We start from the raw sequence: 13333 nt of genomic DNA on the forward strand, positions 1-13333 counted from the left end.
TGACGACCTTTCACCCGGCCCCTGCACGCGGGCCGACTGTCACCTGTACGTCAGCTATGCATCAGCCCTTGATGCCCGGGACCATGAACGACGCCGCCAGGTCGAACTCCTTGACGTCGACGTCGTGCTCCACCAGGAACTCGCGAAGCACATCGATGGCCCGGCGCTTGAACGCGTTGTGGTAGACCCGCTCGTCGGCCGCGCCGAAGTGGTTACCGTTGGCCGCGGCGGCCGTTCGGTCGCGCAGGCTCGGCGCGGCGGCCCAGCTCAGGTCGTTGCGCTCCTCGAGCTGCTGGTCGAGGTCGATGCGGTCGGCCTTCTCCTGGCGGTCCATGCGGATCTTGCGCACGGCCCGCGACGGGCTGCCCCACAGCAGCGGCCAGACCATCGGGAACACGGTGCGCAGCAACGGGAGCCGGTGCGCGCCCGGCCCCAGCGGGATCTTCACCACGTCGCCGTAGTCGGGCTTGAGCGGGCGCAGCGCGGTGACCGCCATCTCCACCTCGAGCATCGGGCCCTGCTTCTCGACCCGGACGAAGAGCGTGACCACGACCTGGCCGTCCCAGCCGGTGACCTCGAAGTAGGTGTAGGGCCGGGCCGAGCGGTGCTGCTGGCGCATCGCCCGCTCGATGACCTCGGGCCGGACCTCGGACACCGGGCGGCGGAAGCGCAGCTCGTAGTCCTTGTCGGGCAGAACGGGGCCGTAGCGGAACAGGCCACCGACCGCGCGGGCGTGACCACCGATGACGTAGAGCCGGTGGCCGGTCTTGGGCTTGTTCTCCATCGTCAGCGGGATCTGCTCGAGCAGGTAGCGGTGCAGGTCGATGCTCTCGAACAGGCGCGGCTCGGAGCGCTTGCCCAGCCCGGGGTCGAGCGTGCCGACCCGGGTGTCGATGGTGAAGCTCCACTTGTCGATCTGCTCACCGGAGCCGTTGAACGGGGTAGCGCCGGCGAAGACGATCACGTTGGCCCGGCCCGAGCTGCGGATCGGGCCCTCGATCTCCTCGGGCAGCGGCGGGGGCTCGACCGCGTTCAGGCCCTTGATGCCGATGGAGGCCAGCGCCGAGTCGTGCACGGCGCGGTAGTGCCACCAGATGATCGCGAATCCGGCCACGTACGAGCCGACCAGCGCGAAGAAGCCGAGCATGAGCAGGCCGCCCGCGCCCAGGTCGCCGGTGAAGATCGAGACCAGGGCGATCTCGAGGATGATCGCGACCGCGGCGGTGACCACGAGCAGCCACAGGTCGCGGGTCTCGCGGCGCTGCTTGGCCTGGGCGGCGTGCCGGGCCAGGGCCACGGCGTCGACCTGCCAGTTCGGCGACATCGCCTTCCAGTCCGGGTAGACGAGGTCGTTGAGGACCTCGCCGCCGAACGAGGCGTTCAGGTGGATGGCCGAGCAGAGCTGACGGGTGATGCCGTCGCCGGCCGGGGTGAACGGCTGCACGCGGCGGCCCGCACCGGGGCGGTTGCCCCACGGTGGCTGCAGGGCCTGCCGCACCCGCACCTCGGGCGGCTCACCGCCGGAGCTCCCGCCGGTGAGCAGGCGTGGCTTGTCGACGGCGGTCCTGCCGGCTCCGCCGTGTCGCGAAGTCTCCGAGGGCGGCATTCAGGCTCCCTGCGTCGCTCAATGACCGTTGCTTGGTCGGCACCCGTCCCGACAGTAGTCAGCCGTCCAGACGCACACCCGGTCTAGATGATGCACCGTGTAATAGCGCAACAGCGACACCCCGGGGCGAGTCGCCCATCTTTCCCGCATCACATTCCGGATCGACCGGCAATGGACCCGGTGTTCAGTCGCATTGCCGTGCCGGTGCCGACCACTGAAAGACCCCGGAGATCACGCGAGCCTCAAGCGCCTCCCAATTCCGGGCAATTCACACATTCCACTGACCTGGAGCGATTCCATGTAACCAGCTGTGAATAACCGACCTCAAGCAGTGATGAATGCCCTAAGGTGTGATCGCCCGGACCACCGCTGAAGAGGTCTGCGACGAGCGGGCCGGGATTCCGAGATCGACCCGACTGGAGTGTTCTGGGGGTTTGTCCTGATGTCGCGCCGCCAACGCTCCGGGGAAAAGACGAGCCCCATCGGTCACGGCCTGCGCGTCAGCCCCGGCAAACGCGAGCGGCACTCTGAATTCACCGATCCCGGCGCCACCGCCGCACCGGGGCTTGTGGGCAGTGCGGGTGCAGCGTCAGGCTCGGGTGTCCCGGGTCCGGCCGGCCCGCCGGGCCCCGTGACCGGCGCCGCGGAGGCGCCGGACCGTCCGCCCGGTTCGCCCGCCGACCCGCCGGCGTCGCGGGTCGACATGCCCGGGTCGTCGCGGCTCGACCCGCCCGGGTCCCTGAAGGGCCTGCCCCGGCACGCCGACATCGACGCCCGGGCCGCGCTCACCCGCTACCGCCACCACGTCGTCCTCGCTGATGCCCTCTGCGCCGGCGTCGCCGCCCTGTTGGCCGTGCTGCTGCGCTTCGACGGCGAGGCCCCCGGGTTCTGGTCGTGGGTGCCGATCGTGCTGCCGCTGATCTGGATCGGCATCGCCGGCATGGACCGGGTCTACGAACGCCGCTTCCTGGGCGCCGGCACCGAGGAGTTCCAGCGGGTGCTGCGCTCGGGCGTGGTGCTGTTCGCGGCCATCGCCGTCACGTCGTTCCTGTCCAAGGCGTACGTGTCGCGCTCGGTCGTGGTCTTCGCGGTGCCCGTCACCGTGCTCGGTGCCCTGGCCGTGCGCAAGGTGCTGCGGATCCGGCTGCACCACGCCCGCGCGGCCGGCATCGGCCTGGAGCGCACCATCGTGCTGGGTGACGCCGAGGGTGCGCTCGAACTCGTGCACCTGCTGCGGCACAACACCCACCGAGGCATGGTGCCGGTCGGCATCTGCCTGGCCACCAGCCCGGTGACCCCCAGCGACATGGACGGGGTGCCGGTGATGGGGGGCCCGGCCGACGTGCTCGAGGCGGTCGAGGCCACCCAGGCGCACGTGGTGGCGGTGGTGTCGCACCCCGATCTGTGGGGCCATCCCCTGCGTGAGCTGGCCTGGGCCCTCGAGGACCTCGACGTGGAGCTCATCGTCTCGCCCGGCATCGTCGAGGTGGCCGGACCCCGACTGTCGATCCGCCCGCTGGCCGGACTGTCGCTGCTGCACCTCGAGCAGCCCACCGCCGACGGCGGGGACCTCCTGCTCAAGGCCGCCTTCGACCGGATCCTGGGCAGCGCGATCCTGCTCGTCCTCGCCCCGTTGCTGGCCGCGATCGCGATCGCGGTGCGGGTGACCAGCCCTGGCCCGGCCCTGTTCCGGCAGACCCGCGTGGGCGTGGGCGGCCGCGAGTTCTCGATCTACAAGTTCCGCTCGATGGTCACCGACGCCGAGCACCGCCTCGACGACCTCACCACCCACGACGAGGGCAACGGCGTCCTCTTCAAGATGCGCACCGACCCCCGCGTCACGCCCCTCGGGGCCCGGCTGCGCCGCTACTCGCTCGACGAACTCCCCCAGCTCATCAACGTCGCCAGGGGAGACATGTCCCTGGTCGGCCCTCGCCCCCCGCTCCCCCGGGAGGTGGCCGGCTACTCCGACGACGCCGTGCGGCGCCTGCGCGTACGCCCCGGCATGACCGGCCTCTGGCAGGTGTCCGGCCGCTCCGACCTGAGCTGGGAGCAGTCCCTCCTGCTCGACCTGCGCTACGTGGACAACTGGTCGATGACCCTCGACCTCAGCATCCTCTGGCGCACCGTCCGGGCCGTGGTGAAGGGCAACGGCGCCTACTAGAGCGCCCCGCCACCTGCCCCGTAAGCGTCCCGCCACAGCACGCGTCCCCTTCCAGCGTGCGTCCCCTTCCAATCACGCGCCCCCTCCCAAACGCACGCCCCCTCCCAGGCGCGTGTCCCCTTCCAAGCACGCGTCCCCTCCCAGGCACGCGTCCCCTCCCAGGCACGCGTCCCCTCCCAAACGCGCGCCCCCTCATAAGCACGCGCTCCTTCCAAGCACGCGTCCCCTCCCAAACGCGCGCCCCCTCCTAAGCACGCGCTCCCTCCCAAGCACGCGCCCCCTCCCACACGCGCGCCCCCTCCCAAACGCGCGCCCCCTCCCAGGCACTTCTCCCTCCACGCACGCGCATCCCCGCACGCCACGCGAGCGAACGCGCGTCCCGCCCCCGCCCGAACCGCATCCCAACCGAACCGCGCACCACCCGAAGCGAAAGTTCGGTGCTTTCGATTATCGATAATCGAAAGCACCGACCATGCGCCGAGCCGCCATGCCGCTGACGGGTAAAGGCACGCGGGAGCGGATGAAGATTCGAGGACAGAGGCACCGCCGCCGAGGCAAGAAGGCTGCGGACGCGGCAGGGGCCCGGTGTCAGGCGTCCGGTTCGGCAGATCCGGCACCAGGTCAACGGTCCCGTGGCCTCTCGCCCGGCAGCACCGTGTCAGCCCGCCCGGCGCACGCCCGATCGATCCCCGGTGCCAGGCACCCGCCCGTCAGCCCTGAGCCCGGCAGCCCTGAACCCGGTAGCCCGGCAGCCCTGAACCCGGTAGCCCGGCAGCCCTGAACCCGGTAGCCCGGCAGCCCTGAACCCGGTAGCCCGGTAGCCCTGAACCCGGTAGCCCGGTAGCCCGGTAGCCCTGAACCCGGCAGCCCTGAACCCGGCACCGGCTCGATGGATCCCGGGTGCTGCATCTCTCCCGGTGATCCCGAAGCGTCGGGGCTCGGGCCTCAGTGGTCTTCGGGGTCGTCCTCGTGGTCGGGGCCGTCGACGCCGTCCGGATTGGCCGCGGCCACCGCGAACCAGGTCTGGGCCTGGGCCAGGTCGGCGTGCGTGATCGTGCCGCTGCGGATGGCCCACATGGCCAGGGGCAGGCGGAAGTCCTCGGCGGCGTCGGGGCGCTCGCGGGAGACCAGTCCGGGCACGCCGTGGCTGTCGAGCTTCTCGCGCACCTGCTTGAACACGTTGCGCACATAACCAGGGCGGCGCCCGACCCGCTCGGCCACCTGGCGATAGGTCGCGGCGCTGGCCTCAGTGCCGGAGCGGGTCAGCAGCGGCTCGCACAGTGCGGTGAGCAGGCGGCGCTGGGCGGGCGTGAGGATGATCGGCGGCACGACCACGGTCGGCGAGTCGTCGGACTCGTCGTCGACCTCGGACGGTGAGGGCGGCAGGCCCCGCGCGTCGACGTGCACGACGTAGTCGCGACCGAAGCGGCCGGTGACGATCACGTCGAACTGGCGCCAGGGCAGCGAGGTGGTGGCGGCGCCGGGCTCGACCGTGCGCGTGGCCCCGGTGGGCGGGCGCAACTGAAGCAGCTTCGACGAGGAGACGTTGCGGATCAGCACGCAGTCGGCCAGCACCCGCACCGTGGCCGCATGCCGGGAGACGTGGTCGTCTTCCGGCTCGTAGGCGATGCGCAGGTCGCAGTTGCGGCTACGGCCGATCGTGACCTCGTGACCCGGCGGCACGGCGCGGCGCTGCTGCCCCTCCGTCACGGAGAAGAGCACGGCGGCCGGCCCGGCCTCACCGAACGTCGGCTGGCTCATCGCGCCACTCGGCACCTGCTGGGTCATGACCGTCTGCCCCATCCGCGCAGTCCTTCCCGGGAAGTCCGCGCCCTGCACACATGGCTCCCACTTTCGCTCATTCGCCCGGATCTGTCACCGGTCACCGCAAGGTACGGCACGAACAGCCCATTGACGACGGAAAGAAAGTGGTGAGCCGATGTGATCTCGGCGATCGGCTAAGACCTTCGCACTGCATCCACATTGCATCGACACTCCCCTGCTGGGGCAAAGACTCTGCAGCAGAGCAGGACTCGGCATCCGCTCGGCCACTCGACGAGACCCCCGCGAAGGCGAGTATCCACCCGACCCCTGTGCGGGTGGATACCGCCCCATGAGGCAGCAGTGACTTATGGATACCCCTGGCAACCAATGAGCGGCCGGTCAATTCAGGACAACCCGAGAGGCTAATTCCGGGTAGTGCAGGGGTGCATCGAGAGCGCTCGGTGAGGGCATGGTCGCTCCGGGACAAAGCACCGTTCCCCGGCACCTGTCAGGTACCGGGGAACGGTGGTGACTCCTCGAGCGGTCCGGTCAGCGGACCGTCTCGTCGTGATCGGCCTGGGCCTCCGCCTCGGGGGCGCCACCCTGCACCGGGATCTGCCCGGTGAAGGGCATCAGCGCGCCCGGCGGCTTGCCGTGACCGATCACCGCGGTGAACCCGCCGCGCGGACGGCGGGTGGGGCGCCGTCCCCAGAACCCGGTACGCGGTGCCTCACCGGCGGACGGGCGCTTCTCGCCGAGGGTCTGCACCTCGCCGCCGACCCGCTCGCCCGGGGTCATCCAGCGCGGCCGGATCTCCGGGGCGGGCCGGGCGTCCTCGAACTCAGGCTGCGGCTCGTCCGTGCCGGGCCCGGCAGCCGGCAGCACCGGCAGCACCGGCAGGGGGATCGGGTTGGTCGGGGGCGAGTCCACGTCACTGATGGTGGACGCGTCGGTCGCCTCGGTCTCCCCGGCCACCTGGGCGCCGAGGTCGGCTTCGGCGGCGAGGTCCTCGGCGAGGTGCGCCGTCGGCTCGTCGAAGCGCTCGTCGTCCCGTCCGTCGAACCTCTCGTTGCTCGGCTCGGCGGAACGGCCGCTCAGCAGCGGGAGGTCGATCGGGCCGGAGATGGCGTCCTTGGTCAGGCCGGCGTGTCCGCCGGGACGACGGGCCGAGACCGGCTCGGTCCGCGGCCCGGGCGGCTGGATCAGCGAGCGCAGCGCCTGCACCGGACGATCGTCCCGGACCGGGGCGCTCCAGCTCCGGTCACGGCCCGGGTCACGGTCACTGCCCGGGTTGCCGTTCCGGTCGCCACCACGGTCGCCACCACGGTCGTCGCCACGGCCACTGCTGCGGTCGGTGACGCGGTCGGTGCCATGGTGGCCGCCCTGGTCGGTGCGGGCCCACCAGGATTCGGCCCCGCCCCGGGCGGCGAACAGATCGACGCCGAGACCGGCGTGCGCGGCCACCGGGACCCCGGCGGGCTGGACCTGGCGGTCCTCCCGCTCGATGCGGGTCAGGTCGATGTGGTGCGGCATCTCGAGCGGACGCAGGTCGATCGACCGCATCGCCCCGGCCACCTCGGCGGCCACGTCGGCCGAGTCGAGGTCGATGGGCCGGGCCGCGAGCGCGGACGTGTCCATCTTCCTCAGCGCCTGCAGCACCCGCCGGGCCTCCGAGGCCCGCTCGGCCGCCTGCGCCCGGAACTGCGCCGCCGCCCGGAACTCCTCGGCCGCCAGCTCGCGCTGGGTGCGCAGCTCGTCGGCCTCGGCCCGCAGCCGCTCGGCCCGCTCCCGCTCGAAGCGCAGCTGCTCGACCCGGGCCCGGGCCACCTGCTCCAGTTCCAGCCGGGCCTGGCCGGCCAGATCCTGCTCACCCAGTTCCCGGTCGGCGCGGGCCTGCTCGGTCCGCACCAGCTCCAGGCGCTCACGCTCGGCCAGCTCGACCTCGAGGCGCTGGATCCCGGCCAGTTCCCGCTCCCGCAGGGCCCTCTCGGCCTCCTCGATCTCGGCCCGCAGCCGCGCCAGACGCTCTTCCTCGGCCCGCTCGGCCGCCGCCTGCTCGGCGGCGAGACGGGCGGCACGCTCGGCCTCGGCGCGCTCGAGACGCATCGCCTCGGCCCGCTCCTGCTCCTCGCGCACCCGCTCGGCCTCTTCGAGCTCCGCCCGCAGCCGCGCCAGACGCTGTGCCTCGACCCGCTCGGCCGCCGCCTTCTCCGCCGCGACCCGCGAGGCCGCGGCCCACTCCTGCACGGCCCACTCGGCGCGGGCCCGCTCGACACCGGCCTGCTCGGCGGCGGCCCGGGCCTGCGCCCGCTCCGCCTCCTCCACGACCGACCGTTCCCGGGAAGCCTTCTCGGCCGCCCGCTTCGCCTGTGTCGCCGCGAAGAACACCGGCTCCAGCTCGGGCGAGGGCTCCTCGTCGGAGTCACTCAGCAGCGGCGCGGCGAGCGGGTCGGACAAGGGGTCGGACAGGACGTCGCCCGCCCCGTCCTGAGCCTCGGCTGCCTCCCGGTCGGCCGCCTCGAGGTCGACAGAGGAGCCGACGGAGGAGGCGACAGAGGACCCGTCGACGGTCACCGGGCCCGACACGGCTCCGGACACGAGGTCGGCCGCGGCCACCGTCGCAGCTCCGACTCCCGACCCGGCACCGTCCCCGGCCGTCGCGGCCGCAGCTGACGCACCGGCCACCGCGGTCGTCCCGGTCTCTGCCCCGGCCACCCGCTCGCCCGGGGCACGACCCTCGAGGCCCTCCCGGGCGGCACCGGAATCAACCGGGCCACGCACCGAACCATCCACCGGACCACGCACCGAACCGCCGGCCGGGACGTCATCGGGGACCGACGCGTCCTCAATACCGGACCCGACGCCCTCCGAAGCCGCACTCGCGACCTCGGCCTCACGCACCGAGGACCCCGCGGGAACCAGGCGCATCGGCCCGGTCGCGCCGCGCACGTCCACCACCGCGACCTCGTCACCCGCCGGGATCCCCTCGCGGGCGTCAGCCGAAGCCGCGTCGTCCGCCGGACGCCCGACCGTCGACGCGTCACGCAGGTCGATCACCGGCGCCGGCTGGGTCTCGTCGAGACGGGACACGAAACCGGTGCGCGGGGCCAGCGCGTCCTCGAAGTCGTCGTCGGCCAGGTCGGGCACGGCCTCGAGGGCCCGCACCGCGGCCAGCTCGTCGTCGTCCTCGAGCATCGACACCAGGTCGGCGACGGACTCGGCCGACAGCAGCAGCTCTTCCGTGGAAACGTCTTTCGCCCCACGTACCGCACCCGTGGGCACCCCGACCGCGGGCACCTCCCCGGTCGGCACCGACACCAGACGGCGCGGCTTCGGACCGGATCCGGGCGTCGGCATCTCCTCGACGCTGTCGTCGAGACGGCTGCGGCGCTCACCCATGATCTGGCGCTGGAAGCTGACGGCCCGCACCCACACGTCCGTCACCTCGACCTCGCCCGGCTCCGGCGCGGCGTAGGGCCAGAACGGGCCGCCCGGCGGCAGCAGACTGCCCGGGCCCACCGCACTGATCAGACTGCTGGCCAGCGCACTGTCGAGCACCGGACGGCTGCTCGCGTGCCGCCCGGCCTTGGGGCGCCGGCCCACGCGGGCCACCCGGTCGCAGAAGTCGATCATCGCGAAGACGCGGAAGTCGTTGACGTCGATCTCGCCCATGCGCACCGCGTCGACCAGGTCGTCACGCAGCACCGCAGCCTGGTGACGGCGCGAGCTACGGCGCACCGCACGCACCACCAGCACCACGAGGACCAGCAGCAGCGCAGCCACGGCAACTCCGGTCACGGCCAGGCCCTGCTCCGGATGCAGCTCGAGATGGTCACGGGTGCGCACGGCGGAATCAGCCGCGCCGTCGAACATCTCGGTGGCGAGCCGGCGCACGTCGGCCGCCCTCGCACTGAAGTCGCTCATGACGCCTCCGCCCGGGGTGCTCCGCGATAGGCGCAGTCGGCGTGCAGACCGTCGCGCAGCGCGGTGAGCTCACCGGTCGCCGCCGCGAAATCTTCGTGCCAGCGGTCGTTCTCCATCGACAACTCGGTGTTTCTCGCTCTCAGCTGGACGTTCTCGCGCCGGTAGCGGACGGCCAACAGCACCACCACGCACCCCAGCACGACGAGGAGGACTCCGGCGCCGCCCACAGCGGCGCCCGAGAGATCGACCTCCGAAAGGCTCTCCGACACGGCGAAGCCCCTCCCACATGTTCTTGAGCTTCCGGGCTCCCAGGTTCCGGCGCGCACGACGCGATCCCTGCTGGCGCGGTCCGGACTCCACTCCGCCATCCGATTTGGCGTAGCTCACTGTAGTGGACCTCAACTCTGAGTTAAAGCTTCCGCGTGTCCGAACCGAGTTATGGCACCCGCGATGCACCGACATCGTTGACATCTCAGGCCTTCTCACCGTGCGACACGCCGTAGCCGCAGGTCAGCGCCCTTCCCGGCGCGGATGCCCGCTTGAACTACTTATGCGCAAATCGACCCACTAGGCTCGGGGGACGACCGGAACCGCTGTCGTGCGGCTCGGTCACGCTGCAAACCGGCGGCGACCCTGTCCAGACGACGCGCCACGTGCACCGAGTTGTGGAGGATTCCGGTGGACTCGACCCCCGACCGGGCCCAGGCGGTACCGCACGGCATCTCGTCCCGCAGCACCCCCAGACACCTGGTGCGCATCCGGGCCGGGGCCAACGGCGCCCGCACCGTCACCCTCGGCGGTCGCCTCCCGACCACCGTCCTCACCCCCGAAAACCCCGAAAACCCCCAAGCCCCCCAAGCCCCCCAAGCCCCCCAAGCCTCCGAAGCACCCGAAGCACCCGAAGCCCTGAAAGCCCCCGAGACCCCCGAATTCGAGACCACCCCCGACCACGGAACGGGACCCGGCGGCGTGAACCCCGAAGATTCTGGCCCGAGCGACAACCGTCACGTGCTCACCCCCGACCTCGGCACCGAGGTCAGCGCCGAGGTCGACACCGTCGTCTTCGCCCTGGAGTGGGCCCGCCTGCTCAGCGGCACCGGCTACGTCACCACCGACCGCACCGTGGTGGTCGACGAGCTGCACCGCCGCCTGGTCCGGCTGATCGAGGCCCTGCACGGCACCCCGTTCGACCCGTCGGCGGGCGCCGAGGCGGGTGAGGCCCTGGTCGTCCTGGGCTTCGGCTCCCCCGACGCCCTCGGCCGCACCACCAGCCTCTTCGTGCGCCGGTTCCTGACCAGCGAGACCCGCGAGAATCCGGCCGGCACCCCCGAGGACGTCCAGACCCGCGTCGCCGAGCTGATCGGCGCCGTCGGCCAGGGCTTCGCCCGTGCCCTGCGCGATCGCACCCTGCAGCAGCAGGACGCGATCCGCAGCTCCGCGCTCCTGGCCCTGGAACGCGCCCAGGCCGGCCGTCGCGAGGCCGAGCTGCGCGACCCGGTCACCGGGCTGCTCAACCGCCGAGGCTTCGTCTCGGCCCTCACCGACCTGCTGGCCACCTCTCCCCCGGGCGTGCTCGGCGTCTGCCTGCTCACCCTGGGCGGGTTCGAGCCGCTCGACCGGGGTTTCGGCACCGCGGTCGGCGACCAGCTGCTGCGCACGGTGTCCGAGCGCCTGTCCGCCCGCTTCGGCGGCCCGGCCGAGCTGATCGGCCGGATGGGCCGCGACGAGTTCATCGTCGCCGCCGTCGCCCCCGGCGCGAAGGGCACGCCGAGCACGGTCGAGAACATCATCCAGCGCGTCGCCGACGCCCAGGACGCGGTGCGCGCCCCGATCACCCTCGACGACCGCGCCCTGGTGCTGACCCCGTCGGTCGGCGTGGTGTCGCGTCAGACCGCCCAGGCCGAACCGGAGACCGTTCTGCGCGACGCCGGGCTGGCCGGTTCCTGGGCCCGCGAGCGCGGTCCCGGCTCGATCGCGGTGTTCGAGCTGGATCGCGCCGCCCGGCAGGTCGCCGGGCTCACGTTGGCGGCGGAGCTGCCGGCGGCGATCGAGTCGGGACGCCTGCTGGCCCACTACCAGCCGATCGTCGGGCTGCGCACGGGGCGGGTCGAGGCCGTGGAGGCCCTGGCCCGCTGGGAGCACGAGCGGCGGGGCCTGCTCGAGCCGGACGCGTTCATCCCGCTCGCCCAGCGCGCCGGGCTGATCGAGGAGCTCGGCCGCAGCATGCTGGAACGGGCCGCGCGACAGGCACTCTCCTGGCACCGCACGCTCACGAACGGGCCGGTGGTGTCGGTCAACCTCGACCCGCAGCAGCTCACCGGGCCGGGCACGGTGCGCGACGTGGTCACCGTGCTCGAGCGCACCGGCCTGCCCCCGCACCGCCTGCAGCTGGAGATCACCGAGCACGCCGATCTCACGTCCCCGGCGGTGCGGCGGGTGGTGCGCGACCTGGCCCACATCGGGGTCGGCCTGGCCGTCGACGACTTCGGCACCGGCCGGGCCCATCTGGCCCGACTGCCCGAACTGCCCGGGCTCGGCGTGACCACCCTGAAGCTGGCCGCGGACTTCCTGAAGGCCGGCGAGACCCCGGGCCCCCGCCCCACCGACACCCCGGGCGAGCAGCCGCCCTGGCACCACCGCTTCGGCCCGGCCCGCCTCCGGCACTACCTGGGCCGCGACGCCACCCCGGCCGAAGACGACCAGGAACGCGAGACCGACGCCCGCCGCGACGTTCTCGCCTCCACGATCGACCTCGCCCACCGCCTGGGCCTGCAGGTCACCGTGGAGGGTGTCGAGACCGCCGACGACGCCGCCCTCATCACCTCACTGGGCGCCGACCACGCACAGGGCTCGTTCTACAGCGTCCCGCTGCCCGCGACCGAGGCCACCCGCTACGTGAGCCGTCCCTGAGAGGTCAGCAGCTCCGCGAACCGGTCCAGGTCCACGTTGCCGCCACTCAGCATCACCCCGATGCGGCGGCCGGCCAGCTCGCCCCGCGCCAGCCGCAACGCCGCGGCCAGCCCGAGCGTGCCGGTGGGCTCCACCACCATCTTCGTGTTCACCGCGAGAAGCCGCACGGCGGAGCCCAGTTCGGCGTCCGACGCGGTGAGCACGTCGGTCGCCAGCTCCCGGATGATCGCGAAGGTGTGCTGCCCCAGCGCGGTGGTGGCCGCCCCGTCCGCGATCGTCTGCGGGGTGGGGATCGTGACGATCGACCCGCTGCGGAACGACTGCGCCCCGTCGTCACCGGCCTCCGGCTCGACCCCGTAGATCCGGGCGGTGGGCGCGAGATGCCGCACCGAGAGCGCTGTTCCGGACAGCAGGCCACCACCGCCGAGGGGCACGAACACCGCGTCCAGGTCCGGCACGTCTTCGAGCAGTTCCTTCGCCGCCGTGCCCTGACCCGCGATCACCGAGGGGTGGTCGAAGGGCGGCACGAGCGTCAGCCCCCGGGTGCGCGCGAGCTCGGCCGCGATCGCCGCACGGTCTTCGGTGTAACGGTCGTACGACACCACCGCGGCGCCGTACTCCTTGGTGGCCGCCAGTTTCGAGGCCGGGCTGTCGTGCGGCATCACGATCGTGGCCGAGATCCCGAGAATGCGCGCGGCCAGCGCCACGGCCTGGGCGTGGTTGCCGGACGAGAACGCGACGACCCCCGCGTCCCTCTGTTCCGGAGTCAGCTGGGCCAGCGTGTTGAACGCGCCGCGGATCTTGAAAGCCCCGGCCCGCTGCAGGTTCTCGCACTTGAAGAAGATCTCGGCCCCGGCCTGCTCGTCGATGCGGCGGCTGGTGACGACCGGCGTGCGGTGCACCACTCCAGCGATACGCTTCGAAGCGGCCTCGACGTCGGAGTACGTGACAGACATGCACGCATC

7 protein-coding genes are annotated in these 13333 nt (G+C 72.4%); 2 read left to right on the top strand and 5 right to left on the bottom strand.

Annotated features, from left to right (window positions below; genetic code table 11):
- Positions 1-61 precede the first annotated feature (61 nt).
- The gene (locus tag J2S57_RS03055; protein WP_307238031.1) at positions 62-1606 is read right to left on the bottom strand and encodes an AbeC-like domain-containing protein; all 1545 of its coding nucleotides are present in this window, start codon (positions 1604-1606) and stop codon (positions 62-64) included.
- Positions 1607-2237: 631 nt separating this feature from the next.
- Between J2S57_RS03055 and J2S57_RS03060 the strand changes: the two genes are divergently transcribed.
- Positions 2238-3770 (top strand): sugar transferase, encoded by a 1533-nt coding sequence (locus tag J2S57_RS03060; RefSeq protein WP_307238033.1) that lies wholly within the window; start codon positions 2238-2240, stop codon positions 3768-3770.
- Between the two features lie 945 nt (positions 3771-4715).
- Here the strand turns inward: J2S57_RS03060 and J2S57_RS03065 are convergent.
- The 3 genes from J2S57_RS03065 to J2S57_RS03075 all read right to left on the bottom strand — a co-directional run bounded on the left by J2S57_RS03065 (position 4716) and on the right by J2S57_RS03075 (position 9727).
- Positions 4716-5573, bottom strand: a complete 858-nt coding sequence (locus J2S57_RS03065; RefSeq protein ID WP_307238035.1) for a hypothetical protein — start codon at positions 5571-5573, stop codon at positions 4716-4718.
- A gap of 510 nt (positions 5574-6083) precedes the next feature.
- Entirely contained in the window at positions 6084-9458 is a 3375-nt protein-coding gene (locus J2S57_RS03070) for a hypothetical protein (protein ID WP_307238037.1), read from the bottom strand.
- Complete coding sequence (locus tag J2S57_RS03075) at positions 9455-9727, bottom strand: hypothetical protein (RefSeq protein WP_307238039.1); 273 nt, start codon at positions 9725-9727, stop codon at positions 9455-9457. The genes J2S57_RS03070 and J2S57_RS03075 overlap by 4 nt, the downstream gene beginning before the upstream one ends.
- 409 nt (positions 9728-10136) lie before the next feature.
- Between J2S57_RS03075 and J2S57_RS03080 the strand changes: the two genes are divergently transcribed.
- Positions 10137-12368, top strand: a complete 2232-nt coding sequence (locus tag J2S57_RS03080) for a putative bifunctional diguanylate cyclase/phosphodiesterase (RefSeq protein WP_307238041.1) — start codon at positions 10137-10139, stop codon at positions 12366-12368.
- Here J2S57_RS03080 and J2S57_RS03085 read toward each other — a convergent pair.
- Positions 12350-13324 carry a threo-3-hydroxy-L-aspartate ammonia-lyase gene (locus J2S57_RS03085; protein ID WP_307238043.1) on the bottom strand — a complete coding sequence of 325 codons (975 nt, stop codon included), beginning with the start codon at positions 13322-13324 and terminating at the stop codon, positions 12350-12352. The genes J2S57_RS03080 and J2S57_RS03085 overlap by 19 nt on opposite strands.
- Between the last annotated feature and the right edge of the window lie 9 nt (positions 13325-13333).

The sequence above is a fragment of the Kineosporia succinea genome, from assembly GCF_030811555.1.
Taxonomy (GTDB): domain Bacteria; phylum Actinomycetota; class Actinomycetes; order Actinomycetales; family Kineosporiaceae; genus Kineosporia; species Kineosporia succinea.

Bases quoted from the DNA above. Each gene is read 5' to 3' on its own strand.
- J2S57_RS03055 (WP_307238031.1), bottom strand. From the start codon at position 1,606: ATGCCGCCCTCGGAGACTTCGCGACACGGCGGAGCCGGCAGGACCGCC.
- J2S57_RS03065 (WP_307238035.1), bottom strand. From the start codon at position 5,573: ATGGGGCAGACGGTCATGACCCAGCAGGTGCCGAGTGGCGCGATGAGC.
- J2S57_RS03070 (WP_307238037.1), bottom strand. From the start codon at position 9,458: ATGAGCGACTTCAGTGCGAGGGCGGCCGACGTGCGCCGGCTCGCCACC.
- J2S57_RS03085 (WP_307238043.1), bottom strand. From the start codon at position 13,324: ATGTCTGTCACGTACTCCGACGTCGAGGCCGCTTCGAAGCGTATCGCT.